This is a genomic window from Billgrantia sp. Q4P2, from assembly GCF_052806135.1.
Genome location: NZ_JBRBAI010000010.1, coordinates 31,192 through 51,921 on the forward strand (window position 1 = coordinate 31,192; position 20,730 = coordinate 51,921).

The 20,730-nt window shown below is 65.2% G+C and carries 16 protein-coding genes; 15 read left to right on the top strand and 1 reads right to left on the bottom strand.

The window, feature by feature from the left end; all coding sequences use genetic code 11:
- Positions 1–73 precede the first annotated feature (73 nt).
- The 10 genes from ACUY1T_RS16690 (at position 74) to acpS (ending at position 9,747) form a co-directional block, all read left to right on the top strand.
- Positions 74–781, top strand: coding sequence for a sigma-E factor negative regulatory protein (locus ACUY1T_RS16690; protein ID WP_446024702.1), 708 nt, complete (start codon positions 74–76; stop codon positions 779–781).
- Complete coding sequence (locus tag ACUY1T_RS16695; RefSeq protein ID WP_446024703.1) at positions 781–1,773, top strand: MucB/RseB C-terminal domain-containing protein; 993 nt, start codon at positions 781–783, stop codon at positions 1,771–1,773. Before ACUY1T_RS16690 ends, ACUY1T_RS16695 begins: the two co-directional genes overlap by 1 nt.
- A 142-nt stretch (positions 1,774–1,915) precedes the next feature.
- Positions 1,916–3,340, top strand: coding sequence for a DegQ family serine endoprotease (locus ACUY1T_RS16700; RefSeq protein WP_446024704.1), 1,425 nt, complete (start codon positions 1,916–1,918; stop codon positions 3,338–3,340).
- A gap of 198 nt (positions 3,341–3,538) precedes the next feature.
- Entirely contained in the window at positions 3,539–5,356 is a 1,818-nt protein-coding gene (lepA, locus tag ACUY1T_RS16705) for a translation elongation factor 4 (RefSeq protein WP_446024705.1), read from the top strand.
- 13 nt (positions 5,357–5,369) lie between these two features.
- Positions 5,370–6,173 (top strand): signal peptidase I, encoded by an 804-nt coding sequence (gene lepB / locus ACUY1T_RS16710; RefSeq protein ID WP_446024706.1) that lies wholly within the window; start codon positions 5,370–5,372, stop codon positions 6,171–6,173.
- A gap of 24 nt (positions 6,174–6,197) precedes the next feature.
- Complete coding sequence (gene rnc, locus ACUY1T_RS16715; protein WP_446024707.1) at positions 6,198–6,890, top strand: ribonuclease III; 693 nt, start codon at positions 6,198–6,200, stop codon at positions 6,888–6,890.
- Entirely contained in the window at positions 6,887–7,786 is a 900-nt protein-coding gene (gene era / locus ACUY1T_RS16720) for a GTPase Era (protein WP_446024708.1), read from the top strand. Before rnc ends, era begins: the two co-directional genes overlap by 4 nt.
- 46 nt (positions 7,787–7,832) lie before the next feature.
- The gene (gene recO / locus ACUY1T_RS16725; RefSeq protein WP_446024709.1) at positions 7,833–8,534 is read left to right on the top strand and encodes a DNA repair protein RecO; all 702 of its coding nucleotides are present in this window, start codon (positions 7,833–7,835) and stop codon (positions 8,532–8,534) included.
- A 35-nt stretch (positions 8,535–8,569) separates the two neighbouring features.
- The gene (gene pdxJ / locus ACUY1T_RS16730) at positions 8,570–9,367 is read left to right on the top strand and encodes a pyridoxine 5'-phosphate synthase (RefSeq protein ID WP_446024710.1); all 798 of its coding nucleotides are present in this window, start codon (positions 8,570–8,572) and stop codon (positions 9,365–9,367) included.
- A complete protein-coding gene (gene acpS, locus ACUY1T_RS16735) occupies positions 9,364–9,747 on the top strand; it encodes a holo-ACP synthase (RefSeq protein WP_446024711.1) in 384 nt (127 codons plus the stop codon). The genes pdxJ and acpS overlap by 4 nt, the downstream gene beginning before the upstream one ends.
- Here acpS and ACUY1T_RS16740 read toward each other — a convergent pair.
- Positions 9,681–12,407, bottom strand: a complete 2,727-nt coding sequence (locus ACUY1T_RS16740; RefSeq protein WP_446024712.1) for an ATP-binding protein — start codon at positions 12,405–12,407, stop codon at positions 9,681–9,683. The genes acpS and ACUY1T_RS16740 overlap by 67 nt on opposite strands.
- Positions 12,408–12,524: 117 nt before the next feature.
- Between ACUY1T_RS16740 and cysM the strand changes: the two genes are divergently transcribed.
- Genes cysM through ppc form a run of 5 tightly spaced genes read left to right on the top strand, consistent with a single transcriptional unit; the run spans position 12,525 to position 20,675 of the window.
- Complete coding sequence (gene cysM, locus ACUY1T_RS16745) at positions 12,525–13,421, top strand: cysteine synthase CysM (protein WP_446024713.1); 897 nt, start codon at positions 12,525–12,527, stop codon at positions 13,419–13,421.
- 1 nt (position 13,422) lies between these two features.
- On the top strand, positions 13,423–14,841 hold the full coding sequence (locus tag ACUY1T_RS16750) for a TRAM domain-containing protein (RefSeq protein ID WP_446024714.1): 1,419 nt from the start codon (positions 13,423–13,425) through the stop codon (positions 14,839–14,841).
- Between the two features lie 4 nt (positions 14,842–14,845).
- Positions 14,846–17,122, top strand: coding sequence for a GTP diphosphokinase (gene relA / locus ACUY1T_RS16755; RefSeq protein WP_446024715.1), 2,277 nt, complete (start codon positions 14,846–14,848; stop codon positions 17,120–17,122).
- Positions 17,119–18,030, top strand: coding sequence for a nucleoside triphosphate pyrophosphohydrolase (mazG, locus tag ACUY1T_RS16760; RefSeq protein ID WP_446024716.1), 912 nt, complete (start codon positions 17,119–17,121; stop codon positions 18,028–18,030). Before relA ends, mazG begins: the two co-directional genes overlap by 4 nt.
- Positions 18,027–20,675: a phosphoenolpyruvate carboxylase gene (gene ppc, locus ACUY1T_RS16765; RefSeq protein ID WP_446024717.1), complete on the top strand. Its 2,649-nt coding sequence runs from the start codon at positions 18,027–18,029 to the stop codon at positions 20,673–20,675. The genes mazG and ppc overlap by 4 nt, the downstream gene beginning before the upstream one ends.
- Positions 20,676–20,730: the final 55 nt, after the last annotated feature.

The following is a 20,730-nucleotide window of genomic DNA, read 5'->3' on the forward strand; positions in this document are numbered from 1 at the left end:
TTGGGTGCGGTCGGGAATGCCGGGAATCATTGGTAGCGAGGCAGGGTGCCTTGCCGATGTGGGGGTGTGAGGAATGAGTCAGAATGCACGGGAATCGCTTTCTGCGCTGATGGACAGCGAAGGTGATGATCTCGAGCTGCGCCGGGTACTGAAGTCGCTCGAAGACGAGCCGGATGCAGCGGAAGCCTGGCGGCGCTATCATCTGATGCGCAGCCTGCTGCGGCGGGATCATGACATCGATGTCCGCACGGACCTTTCGGCCGGGATCATGGCCAGACTGGAGGCCGAACCGGCGCCGGTAGTGGAAGAGCCGCGCATCGCACCGCGTCGCTCCTATCCCTTCGCCCGCAGCGCGGGTATCGCCGCCGCCGTCACCCTGATGGTCATCACCGGGGTGCAGTTCTATCAAGGCAGTGACTTCACCACTACCGAAGGTGACGCCCAACTGGCCGACAGCGAGGCGCGCTCCGCCACCGCCCAACCGCAGCGTAGTCTTGCGGCGCAGGCTGGAAGTGGCAGTCAGGCGATGCCCGTCGGCATGCCGCTCTTTTCTCCAGCAGCCTCGGGCGGGCAATCCGGCCTGATGGCGGTGGGAGCCAGCTTCGATTCCCCCTTGTTCATGACGCCCAACCCTCGTCAGTCCCAGCGCTCCGACCAGGAGCAGGCGCGTCTGCTTCAGTCCTATCTCGATCGGCATGCCGAAGGTGCGACCTATCGCAGCGGCGATGTGTGGATGCCTCTACTACGCGGTTCGGGTAACGAGACACTGGGGCAGCGCTGATGGCAGACAGGCGTATCGCAAAGCGCCTGGCCTTACTCAGCAGCGCCGCGCTTCTGGCTCATCTATCCTCACCCGTCATTGCCGACACCTCGGCAATGACGGGTGACGCCGAGCGATTCGACTGTCGTCAACTGGCCGATTGGGAGCCGCCCGAAACGCCGTTGGAGTGGTTCGAGCACAGCCTATGGGCCAGTCACTGTCATGTCTTCCAGGCACGTGCGGTACGCATCGGTATCGATGGGGTGCGCACGCTGGCGCTCTCGCGTGACATCCAGGACGGCATCGAGCGTGAAGTGGCCCGCTTTCTCGACGGGCCGCCGGTTTTCTTCGAGCGCCATGGGCGCATCGGCCGCATGAACTGGTCCAGCGACGACGGGAGCGCACCTGCCTCTCCGGCGGGAATCGCACGCCATATCGATCAGTACTACCGGCTATCCCTGGGCAGTGATGAGCGTATTGCCAACCGCGGCGCGGTACGACTGGATATCGAGCCGCTCGATGGGATGCGCTTCGGCCAGCGCCTGTGGCTCGACTCCGAGACGGCCTTGCCGCTGAAGCGTGAGCTGATCGATGATCGTGGGCGAGTCGTGGAGACGTTCCAGCTCACCGAGCTTCAGCCACCGCGGCTGCATGAGGGCGGCGTGGTGCTGGATACCTACCGGGAGCCGCCACGGCACTCATGGTACCCGACCTGGCTGCCCGAAGGCTTCGTCGACCAGCCTGTCGACAGCGATGCGGAAGGGCAGGATCCGGTAGTAGGGCACCGCATCTACAGTGATGGCCTGTCGACGCTCAGTCTGTTCGTCGAGCCCATCGAGGAGGGGCGCGAGCGCCTGATTCCCGGACTGCATCGCCTGGGTATTTCGCTTGCCGTGGTGCGCCACGTGATGGCGGACGAGCGCCCATTGCAGGTCGTCGTCATGGGCGAACTGCCTCCGCGGGTGCTCGTGCAGGTGGCCGAGAATCTGGCCTGGCGCGAGGTGACGGAATGAGCGCTCGCCCCCGGTGCATGTATCGTTGCCCAACGCTGTACCCCCTTGAAAAACGATGCACGGTTCCCTAGTTATCGCTTGAGACAGTTACCCCTTGAGACAGTTACCCCTTGAGACGAAGTACACTGATGCAGGAGCTCTTATGATGCCGTTGACGCGACAGTTCTCTCTCTGGGCGCTGCTGTTGGCCGTGCTGCTGTCGTGGCAGTCTGCCTTCGCCCGCGAGTTGCCCGATTTCACCGAGCTGGTCGAGCAGGCCGCTCCAGGGGTGGTCAACATTTCCACCACTCGGGTCATGCCGGATCGTTCGCAGGCTTTCGAAGGCTTTGGTGGCCAGGAGATTCCCGATATCTTCCGGCACTTCTTCGGCGACCGCTTCCCGATGCCTCCGGGGCCGGGTGGCCCCGGGCGAGGCGAGGAGCGGCAGTCGCTGGGGTCCGGGTTCGTCATCAGCGAGGACGGCTATATCCTGACCAATGCCCATGTGGTCGAGGGGGCCGACGAGATCCTCGTGCGTCTCAACGACCGCCGTGAGCTGGAAGCCGAACTGATTGGAGCGGACACCCAGACCGACGTGGCGCTACTCAAGGTGGATGCATCGGATCTGCCTACGCTGCGATTGGGCGATTCCGATCGGCTGCGCGTGGGTGAGTGGGTGGCCGCCATCGGCTCTCCGTTCGGCTTCGACCATTCGGTAACCGCCGGCATCATCAGTGCCATCAACCGCACGCTGCCGCGCGATGCTTACGTGCCCTTCATCCAGACCGATGTCGCCATCAACCCGGGCAACTCGGGCGGGCCGCTGTTCAACCTCGATGGCGAGGTGGTCGGCATCAACGCCCAGATATTCACCCGCAGCGGTGGCTTCATGGGGGTCTCGTTCGCGATACCCATCAACGTGGCCATGGACGTCGCCAACCAACTGCGCGATGACGGGCGTGTCCGGCGTGGCTGGCTCGGGGTGATGATTCAGCCGGTGTCTCGCGACCTTGCCGAGTCGTTCGGCATGGATAGCGCCAGCGGCGCCCTGATCGCCGATCTCGATCCCGAAGGCCCCGCGGCTCGCGCAGGCCTGCAGGCGGGCGACATCGTGCTCGAGGTCGATGGCGAAGAGGTGGAGCGTTCACGCAACCTGCCGCGGCTGATTGGCCGGGTGACGCCCGGCAACGAGGCCGAACTGACCATCATGCGCGACGGCGATCGTCAGAGCCTGGCGGTCACCATCGGCGACTGGCCCGATGGCGAACAGACGGCACAGGCGCGTCCCGGAGAGTCCGACGCCCAGGCCCGCCTGGGGATTGCAGTGGCCCAACTGGACGAGGTCGAACGTCAACGGCTGGGTGTCGACAGCGGTGTGCTGGTGCGTGAGGTCGACTCCCGTGGCGCAGCCGCCGAGGCGGGTATCCTGCCGGGCGACGTGATCGTCAGCCTCGACCATCACGCCGTCGAGAGTGCCGAGCAGCTGCGCGAACTGGTCGAATCGCTGCCCACCGACCGCGCCGTGCCCGTGCGCCTTTATCGCGAGGGGCGTTCCCTGTTCGTGGCGCTGCGACTCGGCCGCGGCTGATTCGTCCCGGCTGCGTACGGCTGACAAGGCACCTCCTGCCCGCGGCGGGAGGTGCCTTCGTTTTACCCTCCTGGGGCGGCTGTGCTGTCCAACCCTGGGTCATGCCGGTACAATACCGGCCATCGAATTCATATGACGTGAACGGGCGCCGATGACTCCGCCGCTGCCGCGCTCGTGTCGAACACCGGATTGGGCTAGATGCGCAACGAAGCAAGCAACGAAAAACTGAAGCATATTCGGAATTTCTCGATCATTGCCCACATCGACCACGGCAAGTCGACCCTGGCAGACCGCCTGATCCAGAGCTGCGGTGGGCTTTCCGAGCGCGAGCTGAAGGAACAGGTGCTCGATTCGATGGATCTCGAGCGTGAGCGCGGTATCACCATCAAGGCGCAGTCGGTCACGCTCGACTACCAGGCCCAGGACGGCAATACCTATCAGCTCAACTTCATCGACACGCCGGGGCACGTCGATTTCTCCTACGAGGTCTCGCGTTCGCTCTACGCCTGCGAAGGGGCGCTGCTGGTGGTCGATGCCGCCCAGGGCGTCGAGGCACAATCGGTGGCCAACTGCTACACCGCCATCGAGCAGGGGCTGGAAGTGCTGCCGGTACTCAACAAGATGGACCTGCCCCAGGCCGATCCCGACAAGGTGTCTCACGAGATCGAGGAGATCATCGGGCTGGATGCTACCGACGCCTGCCAGGTATCGGCCAAGAGTGGCCTGGGCATCGATGCGCTGCTCGAGCGCCTGGTGCGCGACATCCCGCCGCCCAAGGGCGATCCGGAAGCGCCGCTTCAAGCGCTGATCATCGACTCCTGGTTCGACAACTACCTGGGTGTGGTCTCGCTGGTACGGATCTTCGATGGCACCCTGAAGAAGGGCGAGAAGATCCGCATCAAGTCCACCGGTCGCGACTGGCAGGCCAACGAGGTGGGTATCTTCACGCCGCTGCGCAAGGAAACCAATATCCTGCGTGCCGGCGAGGTGGGTTTCGTGGTGGCCGGCATCAAGGATATCCAGGGGGCCCCGGTGGGTGACACCATCACCCATGCCAAGACCCCCGACGTGCCGCGTCTGCCCGGCTTCCAGAAGGTCAAGCCCCAGGTCTATGCGGGCATGTTCCCGGTCAGCGCCGACGACTACGAGGACTTCCGCGATGCGCTGGAGAAGCTGGCGCTGAACGACGCCTCGCTGGAATACGAGCCCGAGAACTCCGACGCCCTGGGCTTCGGCTTCCGCGTCGGCTTCCTCGGCACCCTGCACATGGAGATCATCCAGGAGCGGCTCGAGCGCGAGTACGACCTGGACCTGCTCACCACGGCGCCTACCGTGGTCTACGAGCTGGCGATGAAGAACGGTGACGTCAAGTACGTCTCCAACCCCTCCAAATTGCCCGACATGGCCGATGTGGATGAGATGCGCGAGCCGATCGTGCGCGCCAGCATCCTGGTGCCTCAGGAGTTCGTCGGCAACGTGATCATGGAGTGCGAGAACCGGCGCGGCAACCAGCTCGACATGCAGTTCCTCGGCAGCCAGATCCAGCTCACCTACGAGCTGCCCATGTCCGAGGTGGTGATGGATTTCTTCGACCGTCTCAAGTCCATCTCCAAGGGCTACGCCTCGCTGGATTACAACTTCGAGCGCTTCGAGGCGGCCAAGCTGGTACGCCTGGACGTGTTGATCAACGGCGACCGCGTCGATGCCTTGGCGGTGATCATCCATCGGGATCATGCGCATGGCCGTGGCCGGTTGCTGGTCGAGAAGATGAAGGAACTGATTCCGCGTCAGATGTTCGACGTGGCGATTCAGGCGGCCATCGGCGGTCAGGTGGTGGCGCGCTCCACGGTCAAGGCGCTGCGCAAGAACGTCACCGCCAAGTGCTATGGTGGCGACGTGACGCGCAAGAAGAAGCTGCTCGAGAAACAGAAGGCGGGCAAGAAACGCATGAAGCAGGTCGGTCGGGTGGAAATTCCCCAGGACGCCTTCCTGGCCGTGCTCAAGGTGAACGACTAGGACCGGCGATACTATGGATTTCTCTCTCCTGCTGGTGATGGCCGTCGCCATCACGGGTCTGATCTGGCTGCTCGACATGGCCTGGTGGCGCCCGGCGCGTCGCCGTAAGCTGGCCGCCGTCGAGGTGGGTACCATGGAAGGGCTCGACGAGACCGCTCGCGAGCGGGCGATGAAAGAGCCCTGGCCGGTGGACTACGCGCGCTCGTTCTTTCCGGTGCTGCTGGTGGTGTTGCTGCTGCGCAGCTTTCTGGTGGAGCCGTTCCAGATACCTTCCGGTTCCATGCGTCCGACCCTGGAGGTGGGCGACTTCATTCTGGTCAACAAGTATGCCTATGGTCTGCGCCTGCCGGTCACCCATACCCGTATCGTCGAGTTCGGTGAGCCCCAGCGTGGCGATGTGATGGTGTTTCGCTTCCCCACCGAGCCCTCGGTAAACTTCATCAAGCGGGTGGTGGGTCTGCCGGGCGACACGGTGCGCTATGAAGACAAGCAGCTCTACGTCAACGGTGAACTCGTGCCCAAGCAGTTGCTTGACGAAGCGCCTCCTACGGCGCCCGGCGAGTGGTTGATGGAGGAGCGACTGGGCGCGGTCAGCCATCGTATCTACAATAATCCGCGTGACCCGGGCCCTCGCGTGCGTGAGGTCGTCGTCCCCGATGGACACTATTTCACCATGGGCGACAACCGCGATCACTCCAACGACAGCCGCTACTGGGGCTTCGTACCCGAAGAGAATGTCGTCGGTCGTGCTTTTGCCGTATGGATGCACTGGGATGGCGGCTTGCCCAGCTTTACCCAGGTTCGCCGCATCCATTGATGGACCAGAAATAACAGGAATTTCGTGAGCAAATCCCTTACTGCCTTCAGTCGCCGTATCGGCCACACCTTCCGCGACGACTCGCTGCTGGAGCTGGCCATGACCCACCGCAGCTTCGGGGGCCAGAACAACGAACGGCTGGAGTTCCTCGGTGACTCCATCGTCAATTTCGTCATCGCCGAGGCCCTGTACGAGCGTTTCCCGCAGGCCCGTGAGGGGCAGCTTTCGCGCTTGCGTGCGCGCCTGGTGCGCGGCCAGACACTGGCCGAGCTGGCCCGGGAGATGTCCTTCGGCGAGTGCCTGCGCCTGGGTTCCGGCGAGATGAAGAGCGGCGGGCACCGGCGCGACTCGATCCTGGCCGACGCGGTCGAGGCCGTGCTTGGAGCGATTTATCTCGATGCCGGCATGGACGTGGCGCGTACCCGGGTGCTGGCCTGGTACGCCGAGCGCTTGGAGGCGATCGACCTGCAGGATACCCAGAAGGATCCCAAGACCCGGCTGCAGGAATTCCTGCAGTCGCGCCAGTCGTCGCTGCCGCGCTACGAGGTGGTCACGGTCGAAGGCGAGGCCCACGACCAGACCTTTACCGTCGAATGCCATGTCGAGCTGCTGGATTCGCACACTTTGGGTACCGGGTCCAGCCGTCGCCATGCCGAGCAGCAGGCCGCCGAGCTTGCATTGCTGCAGCTCGAGAACCGCAAAGGGCAGAAATCATGAGCGAGACCTGTGGCTTCGTAGCCATCGTTGGTCGTCCCAACGTCGGCAAGTCGACCCTGATGAACCGTATCCTCGGCCAGAAGATCTCGATCACCTCACGTCGTCCCCAGACGACCCGGCATCAGGTGATGGGCATCAAGACCGAAGACGAGGCGCAGTTCATCTACGTCGACACCCCGGGCATCCATATCCTGGGGCGCGATCGCAACAAGGCGATCAACCGCTTCATGAACCAGGCGGCCACCCAGGCCCTGCGCGACGTGGACTGCGTGGTCTTCATCATCGACCGTACCCGCTGGACCGAAGAGGATCAGGTGGTGCTCACGCGGCTCGAGCACGTCGAGGCACCGGTAATACTCGCCGTGAACAAGGTCGACCGGCTCGAGGACAAGAGCACGCTACTGCCGTGGCTTGCCGAGGTCGGAGCACGGCGAGAGTTCGCCGCCATCATTCCCATTTCCGCCAAGCACGGCACCAACGTGCCTGAGCTGGAGGCGGAGGTGAGCAAGCACCTGCCGGAAGGCATCCACCACTTCCCCGACGACCAGATCACCGACCGTAGCCAGCGTTTCCTCGCAGCGGAACTGGTGCGTGAGAAGATCATGCGCCAGCTCGGCGATGAGCTGCCTTATCAGGTAACGGTGGAGATCGAGGAGTTCCGCGACGAGGGCAGGGTGGTCCACATCAGTGCCCTGATCCTGGTGGAGCGTGATGGCCAGAAGAAGATCCTCATCGGTGACAAGGGTGAGCGGATCAAGAGCATCGGCCGCGAAGCTCGGCTCGACATGGAGCGTGCCCTGGATGCCAAGGTGATGCTCAACCTGTGGGTCAAGGTGAAGCGCGGCTGGTCGGATGATGAGAGAGCCCTGAAGAGCCTGGGCTACGACCTGGATTGACCCGAACCTGTCTGCGCTTGCCCCTCCTTCGTTCAGGCGACCCACCATGCAGCCGCAGCCGGCCTTTCTCCTCCACAAGCGCCCCTACCGTGAGACCAGTGCGCTGGTCGAGCTGTTGACCCTCGAACATGGTCGCGTGCGTGCAGTGGCCCAGGGCGTACAGCGCCCTGGGTCGCGCTCGCGCGGGCGGCTGCAGCCCTTCGCCCCGCTGCACGTGACCTGGGTGGGGGAGGGTGAGCTCAAGCGCTTGCGCCTGATGGAGAGCCGCGGTGCGGCGGCGTTGTTGGCTGGTGAGGGCCTGCTGTGCGGCCTCTATGCCAATGAACTGCTGACCCGAACCCTGCCGGTGGAGCTACCGGTGGCGGAGGTGTTCGCCTTCTATACGGCGCTGCTCGAGGCGCTGCCTCGCCCCGATGGCCGCGCCGTGGCGCTGCGGCGTCTCGAGTTCTCTCTGCTCGATGCGCTGGATGCCGCACCGCGCTATACCACGCCGGAGGGTAGGGAGCTCGACCCCCAGTGCCGCTATCGCTTCGATACGGCCTCGCGGGCCTTCGTGCCCGGCGAGCCCGGCCTCGATGGGCGCACCCTTCGCCTGCTGGCTGGCGGCGACTGGACGGCTTCCGGTCTGGCCGGCCCGGCCAAGGCGATTGCGCGAGCGGCGCTTGCCCCCTTGCTCGGCTCGCGTCCTCTGCGTTCGCGTGAGCTGATGCGTCAGCTTGCCGAGCGGCGCCGTTCCCCTTCAAACTGATCGCGTCATCCCCCGACCTGCAGCTGGAGACAATCATGCACCCCCCGCGCATTTTGCTTGGCGTCAACATCGATCATATTGCCACCCTGCGTCAGGCTCGCGGTACGCGCTATCCTGACCCGGTCCAGGCGGCGCTGCTGGCAGAGGAGGCCGGTGCCGATGGCATCACGGTCCATTTGCGCGAAGACCGGCGGCATATCCAGGAGCGCGACGTGCGCATCCTCGCCGAGGTGCTCAATACACGCATGAACCTGGAGATGGCGGTCACCGAGGAGATGCTGGCACTGGCCGAGGAGATCCGCCCGGCCCACGTGTGCCTGGTGCCCGAGAAGCGCGAAGAGCTGACCACCGAGGGTGGCCTGGACGTGGCCGGCGGTTTCGATGCCATTGCGGCTGCCTGCCGGCGCCTGGCGGCGGTGGGCTGCGAGGTATCGCTGTTCATCGACCCCGAACCTACCCAGATCGAGGCGGCCAAGCGCGCCGGGGCGCCGGTGGTCGAGCTGCATACCGGGGCCTATGCCGAGTGCACCGGCCAGTTGGCCCGTGAGGAGCATGCGCGGCTGACGGCGGCGACGGAGATGGCGCTGGAGCTGGGGCTCACGGTCAATGCCGGACATGGCCTGCATTACCACAACGTCGAGGCGATTGCGGCGATCCCGGGGCTGCATGAACTCAACATCGGTCATGCCATCATCGCCCGAGCGTTGTTCGTTGGGCTCAAGGAAGCCGTGGCCGAGATGAAGCGGTTGATGATCGCTGGCCAGGAGGCGGGGTTCATCGCCTCGCTGGAAGAGCACGACCACGATCATCACCACGACGACGAACACGCATGATCATCGGCATCGGCACCGACATCGCCCGGGTGGCGCGCTTCGAGGCCGCCATGGCGCGTCATGGGGAACGCTTCCCGGAGCGTGTGCTCGGTGAACTGGAACGTGAACACTTGGCTCAGCGCAGTGACAGGGCTGCCTTCCTCGCCAAGCGTTTCGCGGCCAAGGAGGCTTTCGTCAAGGCGCTGGGCACCGGGCTGCGCCACGGCATGCGCTGGGGCGAGATTCAGGTGGCCAGCGATGCCCTGGGCCGCCCGTCACTGATGCTTTCGGGGCGGGCCTACGAGCTGGCCACTGCGGCAGGTGTCAGGGTGATTCATCTGTCCTTGAGCGACGAGGCCGAGTTGGCATTGGCGATGGTCGTGTTGGAAGGCGCGCCCTGATGCCCGGCGTGCCAGTCGCGTAGCCGTTCGATGGCCTGGAACAGTTCGTCGACCAGTGTGTCGACGTCCGACATCCCGCGTGAGCGCAGCCGGGTTTCCAGGGTTTCCGCCACCAGGGCAAGCGCGGGTGCGCCGCAGTAGCGGCAGGCGCCGTTGAGTGCATGCACGGCGTCCAATAGTGCCTCGGGGTCCTGGCTGGAGAGCGCGGCCCTGATGTCGTCCGCGGTAGCCGACAGCGAGGCGACGAGTTCGTCCAGCAGTTCGCGTGCCAGGCTTTCGTTGCCGTTCGCCAGGCGGGTGCCGAGTTCCATGTCGACGACGGCCAGCTCGCTGGCGAGCCCTGACTCTCGTGCGGCGGGCAGCGCAGGCGCAAGAGGTGGCGACACGGGGCCGATATGGCGATGCAGTATGGCCTCTAGCCGGTTGGAATCCACCGGCTTGACCAGCACTTCCTGCATGCCCGCTGCCTGCAACCGCTCGCGCTCGCTATCGTGGGCATGGGCGGTCACCGCGATGATGGGGCAGTTCGACCAGTGCCCTCCCAGGCGGCGCAACGCCTGGGTCGTCTCGATGCCATCCATACCCGGCATGCGAATGTCCATCAGGACCAGTTGGAACGGAGGGCTCTCGGCCAGCGCCAGGGCCTCTTCGCCACTGCCGACCTCTACCAGCTCAAGGCCGGGGCGCTGCAGCAGCTCGCGCAGCAGTCGGCGGTTGATGGCATTGTCGTCGACGACCAGCACTCGAACCGGGCGCTTTTCCAGGGCTGCCGGACAACGTTTGGCGGCGCTGCAGCGGCGCAAGGCATCCGCCAGGGCCTGGCGCGAAACCGGCTTGCTCAGGATTTCGCAGCCGCTGGGCAGGTGCAGGTCCGGCATTTCCAGCGGCGCCACGTTGACCAGCAGCAGCACCGGGCAAGGGCTTGCCTGGAGTCTGGCCCGCCATTCGTCGAGCAGCGCGTCGTTCAGCTCGATAGGCAGGGCGGCAACCTGCAGGGAAGGGTAGGGAGGCGCCAGCTCCGGCTGGTGGAGTTCCACTACCTGGCCTCCCCAGAGTGCGATCAGGTGATTCAGCGCGTGGCGTGTCGGGGCGTGCGGTTCGTAGAGGGCGACCCGGTGGTTGTCGAGAATCGCTTCTGGAGTGGCTTCGCCGCTGTCGACGACATCCAGCGGCAGGGTAAAGGAGAAGGTCGAACCCCGTGACGGTTCGCTCTCCACGGTAATCTGCCCGCCCATCTGCTCGACCAGTTGCCGGCTGATGGCCAGGCCCAGCCCGGAGCCGCCGTAGTGGCGGGAATGACTGGCGGCGGCCTGCCGGAAGGCCTGGAATAGGCTGTGCTGTTCCTGCGGCGTGAGCCCGATCCCGCTATCGCTGATGCTGATGCGCAGCAGCGCGCGCCCCTGGGCATTCTGCTCCTCGACCATCACCCGGACGATGACCTCGCCCCGCTCGGTGAACTTGAGTGCGTTGTGGATCAGGTTGGTCAACACCTGGCGGATGCGTAGCGGGTCGCCACGTAGCAGCGAGGGTACGTCGTCGTAGACCAGACCCAGCAGATGCAGCCCCTTCTGGTGAGCCAGCGGTGCCTGCTGAGCCAGCGCCTCGTCGACCAGCGACACCATATCCAGCTCGGCACGTTCCAGCTCGAGGCGTCCGGCTTCCATGCGCGAAAAATCGAGTACGTCGTTGACCAGGGCCAGCAGGTTGTCGCAGGCGATCTGCACCTGGTCGAGCCACTCACGCTGGCGCGGTTCGAGACGCGAGCGCCCCAGCAGGCGGCAGAAGCCAACGATGCCGTTGAGCGGGGTGCGAATTTCGTGACTCATGCTGGCCAGGAATTCGGACTTGATCCGGTTGGCCTCCAGTGCCCTGCGGTGGGCCAGGTCGAGTTCGATATTCTTGATCTCGATGGTCTCCATCGACTCTTCCAGGTCGATGGTGGTCTGCTCGATCTGGCGCTGCATGTTCTCGTGAGACTGTTTCAGCTCGTCGCCCAGCGCGTTCACGTGGCGCGCCAGTCGCTGTAACTCCGGAGCTCCTGCCTCGCGCAGACGAGCCTCGAAATCGCCGCTGCGCAGCCGTCTGAGTGCCTCGGCGGTATCGTCCAGGCTGGTATCCACGCGGCGGCCAAGGGCCGAGGCGATCACGAACAGCAGCAGGCCCAGGATCAGCAAGCCCAGCCCCGTGGTGGCAAGGCGCCGATAGTAGTCGAGGGTAAGCGGGCGGCTGTCGATGTCGAGTTCCAGCCAGGTTCGGCTGGTCACACTGCCTTCCAGCTCTGTCGGGGCGAGTGGCACCATCAGGCGCCACAGGTCGCTGCTGGTATCGAGGTATCTTTCGAGCGGTGGCGTCGTCGCGACCTGGGCGCGGTTGCGGCCCAGTTCCAGTTGGATCGCGCCGCTGTCGGAATAGATCCCCACCCCACGCGCCTCATCGATGTCCAGCAGGCGTCTCGCCATGGCGTCCAGTCGCGACTGGTCGGACTCGATGACGGCCAGGGCCATTTCGGGTGCCTGCTGTTCGATGGCGGTCATGATGCGGTCGTGCAGAGCCGACTTGCGCCACTCGGTATCCAGATGCAGCACGAAAACCGCCACGAGCAGCAGCACCAGCAGGGGGAGACACAAGATCCAGAGTGTCAGGCGATTTCCGAGCGACATCGGCATTCCTTTGTCATGGGCCTTCCGTCCTAGTATGCCACATTGAAGGGGCATGCCTGTCCAGTCGATGGCGCCGCGGATATACTACTGAAAAGACGTTACCCTAAGGACGGTTACATGCAGTTTCCTACCATCGAGGATATCGTTGGGCATACGCCGCTGGTGCGGCTCAAGCGCATTACGGCGGGTCGCAACAACACCCTGTTGGCCAAACTCGAGGGCAACAACCCCGCCGGGTCGGTCAAGGATCGCCCGGCGCTGTCGATGCTGGAGCAGGCCGAGGCGCGTGGCGAGATCACGCCGGGCGATACGTTGATCGAGGCCACCTCGGGCAATACCGGTATCGCGCTGGCCATGGCCGCGACGATCAAGGGGTACCGCCTGATCCTGATCATGCCCGAGAGTGCCTCCAGCGAGCGCAAGCACGCCATGGCCGCTTATGGCGCCAAGCTGATCACGGTCAGCAAGGAGGGCGGCATGGAGGAAGCGCGCGACCTGGCCGAGGCGATGATCTCGCGCGGCGAGGGCAAGCCGCTCAACCAGTTCGCCAATCCCGACAACCCGCTGGCACATTATCGCGGTACCGGCCCCGAGCTGTGGGAGCAGACCGCGGGCACGATCACTCACTTCGTCAGTTCCATGGGGACCACGGGCACCATCATGGGGGTGTCGCGCTATCTCAAGGAGCGTAATCCCGACATCCAGATCGTCGGCCTGCAGCCGGAAGACGGTGCCAGCATTGCCGGCATCCGGCGCTGGCCGAAGGAGTACCTGCCGAGCATCTTCGACGCCACGCGTGTCGATCGGGTACTCGATATCGGCCAGTACGAAGCCGAGGAACACATGCGTCGCCTGGCCCGGGAAGAAGGCATTCTTGCCGGCGTCTCGTCCGGTGGAGCCCTGGCCGGTGCGCTGCGTATCGCCGAGGAAGTCGAGAATGCCGTGATCGTGTTCATCGTCTGCGACCGCGGCGATCGTTATCTCTCGACCGGGCTGTTCGCCCCGGAGGCTTGAGGTGGCAATGCTTGGCAAGCGACGTCCGGCGCGCCAACGCTCCGGCGTTTCGGGGCTACAGCGACGCCCGGGCGAAGCCCCTCCTGCAGCACCGCCGGGCGCCGATGCGGCTGTGGTCATCGAGCGCCTGGCCCACGACGGTCGAGGCGTGGCGCGTGCTGCCAGCGGCAAGACCCTGTTCGTCGATGGGGCCTTGCCGGGCGAGCGGGTCGAGGTGGCCGTGCACCGTACGCGCAAGCGTTACGACGAAGCCCATGTCCGCGAGCTGCTCGAGCCGGCGGCCGAACGGGTCGAGCCGCCTTGCGTTCACTATGGCCAGTGCGGCGGTTGCGACCTGCAGCATCTGGCCGTGGCGGCCCAGCGTGAACACAAGCGCGCGGTGCTCACCGACCTGCTGGCGCGGGAGGGGGTCGCACTGGCCGAGCCGCCCGGGTTGCTGGCCGGGGAGCCGCTCGGCTATCGGCGTCGCGCCCGGCTGGGCGTCAAGGTGGATGCCGAGGGCGGTGTTCATCTCGGTTTTCGCACCCGTCACGCCACTCGCCTGGTCGATATTCAGACCTGCGAGGTGCTGCTGCCGGAATTGGCAGTACTGATCGTGCCGCTGCGGGAACTGCTGGCCGAACTCGAGGCGCCACGCCTGGTGGGGCACCTGGAACTGATCGCTGCCGATTCCACACGGGTGGTGGTGGTTCGCCAGTTGCGCGACAACCGTGCCGACCTGCAGCGCTGGCGTGCGTTCGGCGAGGCGCATGGCGTGGCCGTCGCGTGCCTGCTGGGTCGCGAGGAGCCGACTCTCGAATGGCTGGGTGAGGCACCGACGCTTGGCTATCGGTTGCCGGGTGGCGAGCGTGAACTGCAACTCGGTTTTGCGCCGGGTGATTTCGTGCAGGTCAACGAGCAGATCAACCGGGAGCTGGTGGCCACGGCGCGCCAGTGGCTGGCGCCGATTGCCGGCCAGCGCGTATTGGACCTTTTCGCCGGCATCGGCAACTTCGGCCTGCCGCTGGCGACCGACGGTGCCTCGGTCACGGCGGCGGAAGGCAATCCCGCCATGGTGGCCAGGCTTGCGCACAATGCCAGCCGCAATGGGCTCGACATCGATGCGCTGCAGCTCGACCTGAACGACGAGGCGGCCGTGGCGGGACTTCTTGCACGGCTTTCGCCCGAGGCTGTGGTGCTGGACCCGCCCCGCGACGGTGCCGATGCGGCATGTCGTGCACTGATCGAACGCCCCGTGCCGCGGCTGGTCTACATTGCCTGTGACCCTGCCACGCTGGCGCGCGATGCGGCACGACTCGTGCATGGCGGTTATCGCATCACTCGAGTGGCGGTGGCCGACATGTTCGTGCATACCTCCCATCTGGAGTCCCTGTTGTTGCTGGAACACGGAGCAACGCAGCCGTCATCGCAAGGAGCCTAGAGAGATGGTGAAAGTTCGCGACGATCAGCCACTGACGGACAATGGCGACGTCGATATCGCTCACTGGCTGGAGCGCCTGCAGGAAGACGTCAAGCTGCGCGACCCCGGTGAAATGCACGAGGCTTGTGAACTCACCAAGCATCTTGCACAAGAGGCCGACCGCCCTCACAAGGCCTGGCTGCCCCAGGACACGACTTACCGCATGGGCCTGGAGATGGCCGACATCCTGGCCCTGCTCAAGCTCGACCAGCCGGCGCTCGAAGCCGCGGTGCTCTATCGCGCCGTGCGTGAAGGGTTGATCTCGGTCGATGCCGTGGCCAGGCGCTTCGGCAAGGAAGTGGCGCACCTGATCGAGGGTGTGTTGCAGATGGCGGCCATCAGCAATGCCCAGGTGCCCAGCCAAGGGCTGGTCCAGCACGATCAGCAGGACAACCTGCGCAAGATGCTGGTCACCATGATCGACGACGTGCGCGTGGCGCTGATCAAGATCGCCGAGCGCACCTGCGCTCTGCGTCAGGTCAAGGACGCCCCTCGCGAGAAGCGCCTGCAGGTGGCTCGCGAGGTGTTCGACATCTATGCACCGTTGGCCCATCGCCTGGGCATCGGCCAGGTCAAGTGGGAGCTCGAGGATCTCTCCTTCCGCTACCTGCACGAGGATGACTACAAGGCGATCGCCCGCCAGCTGGCCGAGAAGCGCCTGGATCGCGATCGCTATATCCACGACGTGGTCGACGTCCTCAAGGGCATGCTCGAGGCCCAGGGCATCACCCAATACGAGGTCAACGGCCGCGCCAAGCACATCTATTCGATCTGGCGCAAGATGAAGCGCAAGCGCATCGACTTCTCTCAGGTCAACGACGTGCGTGCGGTGCGTATCCTGGTGCCGGAAGTGGCCGACTGCTACACCGTGCTGGGGCTCGTCCACTCGCGCTGGCACCATGTGCCCAACGAATTCGACGACTACATCGCCAACCCCAAGAAGAACGGCTATCAGTCGCTGCACACCGCCGTGTTGGGGCCGGAGAACAAGGTCCTCGAGATCCAGATCCGAACCTTCGCCATGCACGACGAGGCCGAACTCGGTGTCTGCGCCCACTGGCGCTACAAGGGCCACGACACCGGCGGCAAGAGTTCCAGCTACGAGGAGAAGATCGCCTGGCTGCGCCAAGTGCTCGAATGGCAGGACGAAGTCGGCGATTTCAGCGATCTGCGCGAAGGGCTCTCCAGTGACGTGGCACCGGACCGCATCTACGTCTTCACACCGGACGGCCACGTCATCGATCTGCCGCGCATCGCCACGCCCATCGATTTCGCTTACCGCGTACATACCGAGGTCGGTCACCGCTGCCGTGGGGCCAAGGTCGATGGCCGCATCGTGCCGCTCACCTTCAGGCTCAAGACCGGCCAGCAGGTCGAGATCCTCACCGCCAGCAAGGGTGGGCCCAGCCGCGACTGGCTCAATCCCAGCCTCGGCTACGTGCGCACCTCGCGGGCACGGGCCAAGATCCAGTCGTGGTTCAAGCACCAGGCCCGCGAGCAGAACGTGGAAGAGGGCAAGGCGCTGTTCGACCGCGAGATGAAGCGCCTGGACGTGGAGGACATGGACCTCGACACCTTGGCGCACAAGGTCAACTACACCAGCCCCGAGGACATGTACGCTGCGCTGGGCGCCGGCGACCTGCGTATTGGCCAGGTTCTGCACCAGGCCCAACAGCTGTTCGGCGAAACCGACGATCAGGAGCAGCTCGACCGCCTGCTGGCCAAGCCCCGCCGCGACCAGGGCAAGGCAGGGACAGGAGACATCACCGTGCTGGGCGTGGGCAACCTCAAGACCAGCATGGCCAACTGCTGCCACCCGGTGCCCGGCGAGCCGATCGTCGGCTTCATCACCCAGGGACGTGGCGTCACCGTGCATCGCCAGGACTGCCCCAACATCCTGCAACTGCGCCTGGATGAACCGCAGCGGGTCATTGAGGTGGAGTGGGGGCAGCGCGCCCGGACCCAGTATCCGGTGGACATCGAGATCCAGGCCTGGGACCGCTCCGGCCTGCTGCGCGACGTGACCGGCATCCTCAGCAACGAGAAGGTCAACGTCCTCTCGGTCAATACCCTGACCGATACCCGCGACGGCATTGCCCGCATGCGCATTACCGTGGAAGTCGATGGCCTGGAGATGCTTGGCAGGCTCTTCTCACGCATTCAGCAATTGTCCAACGTGATCGAGGTCCAGCGCCTGCGCACGGGTGCCAAGGGGATGAAGCGCAAGGGAGGCGGCACATGAGCGAGATCCGACACGGCATCGACGACCTGTTGACGCTGATGGCCGTGCTGCGTGATCCCGACCAGGGCTGTCCCTGGGATCTCGAGCAGGGTTGGGACAGCATCGTGCCGCATACTCTGGAAGAGGCCTATGAGGTGGCCGATGCCATCGAGCGCCGCGCCTGGGATGAGCTGCCCGGTGAACTCGGCGACCTGCTGTTCCAGGTGGTCTACTACAGCCAGTTTGCCAACGAAGAGGGGCGCTTCGACTTCAACGACGTGGTGCATACCCTGACCGCCAAGATGGTGCGCCGGCATCCACACGTCTTTCCCGACGGTACCCTGGCGTCGCGTCGCCCCGCCGGGGTCAGTGCCGAGCAGTTCGAGGCGCGGCAGGTCGAACTCGAGCACGTGAGCAGTCGCTGGGAGTCGCTCAAGGCCGAGGAGCGAGCCGGGCGCAGCACCGATGCGGTACCCGCCTCGGTGCTGGACGACGTGCCGCGCACCCTGCCGGCGCTGGCGCGTGCCGCCAAGCTTTCCAAGCGCGCCGCCCGGGTCGGCTTCGACTGGCCCGATGCCAGCGGCGTGATCGCCAAGATCCGCGAGGAACTCGACGAGGTCGAGCAGGCCCTGGCCGAGGGCGATCGCCACCATGCTGCCACGGAAGTCGGCGACCTGCTGTTCGCCGTGACCAACCTGGCGCGCACCCTCGAGGCAGACCCCGAGCAGTGCTTGCGTACCACCAACGCCAAGTTCGAGCGCCGCTTCCGCCATGTCGAGGCGGCGCTGGCCGAGCGCGGCATGACCCCCCGCGATGTCGACCTGGACACCATGGAGCGCCATTGGCAAGCGGCCAAGCGGCTCGAGAGCACAGTTTCCGAAACGTCATCTGGACATTCCGAATCGTCTTCAGGAGGAGATCGGCCATGAGCGGCGATCTGCACGAATCCCTACGCGACAACGTACGCATCCTGGGCGACAGCCTGGGCCGCACCATCGCCGATGACCTGGGCCAGGGCTTCGTCGACCGTATCGAGACCATCCGCGGCCTGGCCAAGAGCGGTCGACAGGGAGACGTGCAGAGCAGCCGCGAGCTGATCGAGTACCTGCGCAAGCTGCCCGACCGCGACCTGCTGCCGGTGACGCGTGCCTTCAACCAGTTCCTCAACCTGGCCAACATCGCCGAACAGCACTACCGGGCGCGCTTTCGCCGGGTGGAAGACTACAAACCGGGCTCGCAGCCGGTGCTTTCCGAGCTGCTGGCGCGAGCTCGCGGCGCCGGCCACGCGCCGCGCAAGCTGGTCGAGAGCCTGTCTACCATGCGCGTCGAGCTGGTGCTGACCGCACACCCCACCGAGGTCATCCGGCGCACCCTGATCCAGAAGTACGATGCCATCGACGAGTGCCTCACCGTCATCGAGTCGTCGCTGGACTATCCCGAGCGGGCCAGCCGAGCTCGCGGACGCCTCGAGGAGCTGATCAGCCAGGCCTGGCATACCGACGAGATCCGCCATGAGCGGCCCACGCCGGTGGACGAGGCCAAGTGGGGCTTCGCGGTGATCGAGAATTCGCTGTGGCAGGCGGTGCCGGCGTTTCATCGCGATCTCGACAGCCTGTTGCTGGAGTCTGCCGGTGAGCGCCTGCCGCTGGATGCCGCGCCGATCGTGTTCGCCTCGTGGATGGGGGGGGATCGTGACGGCAACCCCAACGTCACCTCGCGGGTGACTCGTGAGGTGCTGCTGCTGGGGCGCTGGATGGCGGCGGATCTCTACCTGCGCGACCTGGAGCAGCTCAAGGCCGAACTCTCCATGTGGAAATGCAACAGCGCGCTGCGGGCCGAGGTCGGCAACGTCGCCGAGCCATACCGCGAGCTGCTCAAGCGCCTGCTGCAGCGGGTGGAAGCGACCCGCGACTGGGCCAAGGCCCAGCTCGACGGCAAGAGCTACGAGGGTGGCCCGATCATCGAGAACAGCGACCAGCTCTACGCACCGCTGCTGACCTGCTACCGCTCGCTGTGCGACGTCGGGCTCGACACCATCGCCAACGGCGCGTTGCTCGATACTTTGCGGCGGGTGGCGGTATTCGGCGTGACCCTGACCAAGCTCGACATTCGCCAGGAAGCGAGTCGCCACGCCATGGTCATGGAGGAATTGACCCAGTGCCTGGGGCTCGGTCACTACCGTGACTGGAGCGAGGAGCAGCGCCAGGCCTTCCTGCTCGCCGAACTCGAGTCGCGCCGACCGCTGATCCCGCGGCGCTGGGAATGCTCGGCCGAGACCCGCGAAGTGCTCGACACCTTCATGGTCATAGCCAGCGAGCAGTCCGAGGCGCTCGGCACCTACATCATTTCCATGGCCGCCCAGCCTTCCGACGTGCTGACGGTCGCCCTGCTGATGAAGGAGGTCGGTGGGGTCGTGTCGCTGCCCATCGCCCCGCTGTTCGAGACGCTGGACGACCTCAACCGGGCTGGCGACGTGGTCGATCGGCTGCTGGCGCTATCGGGTTACCGGGCGCTGGTCGGCGAACGGCAGGAAGTGATGATCGGTTACTCCGACTCAGCCAAGGATGCCGGTCAACTGGCGGCGGCCTGGGCCCAGTACCGTGCCCAGGAACGCCTGGTGGAGGTGTGCCGCAGCCACGGCGTGGCGCTGACCCTGTTCCACGGTCGTGGTGGCGCCGTCGGCCGCGGCGGCGGCCCGGCTTACGCCGCCATCCTGTCGCAACCGCCGGGCTCGGTAAACGGCAGCCTGCGGGTCACCGAGCAGGGCGAGATGATTCGCTTCAAGTTCGGTCAGCCGGACATCGCCTTGCGTTCCATGGAGATCTACGCCTGTGCCGTGCTGGAGGCGAGCCTGCTGCCGCCACCGGCACCTGAGCCCCACTGGCGCGAGGAGATGGATCGCCTGGCCGGCATCGCTCATGCTGCCTATGTCGGCGTGGTGCGCGAGGATCCCGACTTCGTGCCCTATTTCCGTGCGGTGACGCCGGAGGGCGTACTGGGGCACCTGCCACTGGGTTCGCGCCCGACCAAGCGACGCCAGGATGGCGGCGTCGAGACCCTGCGTGCGATTCCCTGGATCTTTGCCTGGACTCAGATCCGCCTCATGCTGCCGGCCTGGCTGGGCAGCGGCGAAGCCTTTTCCACGCGCATGGAAGAGGAGGGTGGCCTCGAAGTCCTGCGCGAGATGCGCGACCGCTGGCCTTTCTTCGGCACCTACCTGGACATGCTCGAGATGCTGCTGGCCAAGGGCGACGTGGGCATTGCTTCCTATTACGAGCAGCGCCTGGTCGACGAGCCCGCCCTCAAGGAGCTCGGTACCCAACTGCGCCAGCGTTTCACCAAGCTGCAGTCGGTCGTGCTGGAGATTCTCGACCAGCCGCAGTTGCTGGACCAGACGCCGCTGATCCGCCAGGCCATCGAGGTGCGCAACCCCTACATCGACCCGTTGCATGGCTTGCAGGCCGAGCTGTTGCAGCGTAACCGCGATGCCGACGGTGCTATCAGCGGCGAACTCTCGCGTGCCCTGATGGTGACCATGGCGGGGATTGCCGCGGGCCTGCGCAATACGGGCTGAAAAGTTACTGCGCTCGGCCATACTGTGTTGAAAAGCAGCGCCAAGTACTCATTTA

What these genes read in the sequence shown, in the direction of transcription:
- ACUY1T_RS16690 (WP_446024702.1), top strand. Translation starts at nt 74, where the DNA reads ATGAGTCAGAATGCACGGGAATCGCTTTCTGCGCTGATGGACAGCGAA.
- ACUY1T_RS16695 (WP_446024703.1), top strand. Translation starts at nt 781, where the DNA reads ATGGCAGACAGGCGTATCGCAAAGCGCCTGGCCTTACTCAGCAGCGCC.
- ACUY1T_RS16700 (WP_446024704.1), top strand. Translation starts at nt 1,916, where the DNA reads ATGATGCCGTTGACGCGACAGTTCTCTCTCTGGGCGCTGCTGTTGGCC.
- lepA (WP_446024705.1), top strand. Translation starts at nt 3,539, where the DNA reads ATGCGCAACGAAGCAAGCAACGAAAAACTGAAGCATATTCGGAATTTC.
- lepB (WP_446024706.1), top strand. Translation starts at nt 5,370, where the DNA reads ATGGATTTCTCTCTCCTGCTGGTGATGGCCGTCGCCATCACGGGTCTG.
- era (WP_446024708.1), top strand. Translation starts at nt 6,887, where the DNA reads ATGAGCGAGACCTGTGGCTTCGTAGCCATCGTTGGTCGTCCCAACGTC.
- recO (WP_446024709.1), top strand. Translation starts at nt 7,833, where the DNA reads ATGCAGCCGCAGCCGGCCTTTCTCCTCCACAAGCGCCCCTACCGTGAG.
- pdxJ (WP_446024710.1), top strand. Translation starts at nt 8,570, where the DNA reads ATGCACCCCCCGCGCATTTTGCTTGGCGTCAACATCGATCATATTGCC.
- acpS (WP_446024711.1), top strand. Translation starts at nt 9,364, where the DNA reads ATGATCATCGGCATCGGCACCGACATCGCCCGGGTGGCGCGCTTCGAG.
- ACUY1T_RS16740 (WP_446024712.1), bottom strand. Translation starts at nt 12,407, where the DNA reads ATGTCGCTCGGAAATCGCCTGACACTCTGGATCTTGTGTCTCCCCCTG.
- cysM (WP_446024713.1), top strand. Translation starts at nt 12,525, where the DNA reads ATGCAGTTTCCTACCATCGAGGATATCGTTGGGCATACGCCGCTGGTG.
- relA (WP_446024715.1), top strand. Translation starts at nt 14,846, where the DNA reads ATGGTGAAAGTTCGCGACGATCAGCCACTGACGGACAATGGCGACGTC.
- mazG (WP_446024716.1), top strand. Translation starts at nt 17,119, where the DNA reads ATGAGCGAGATCCGACACGGCATCGACGACCTGTTGACGCTGATGGCC.
- ppc (WP_446024717.1), top strand. Translation starts at nt 18,027, where the DNA reads ATGAGCGGCGATCTGCACGAATCCCTACGCGACAACGTACGCATCCTG.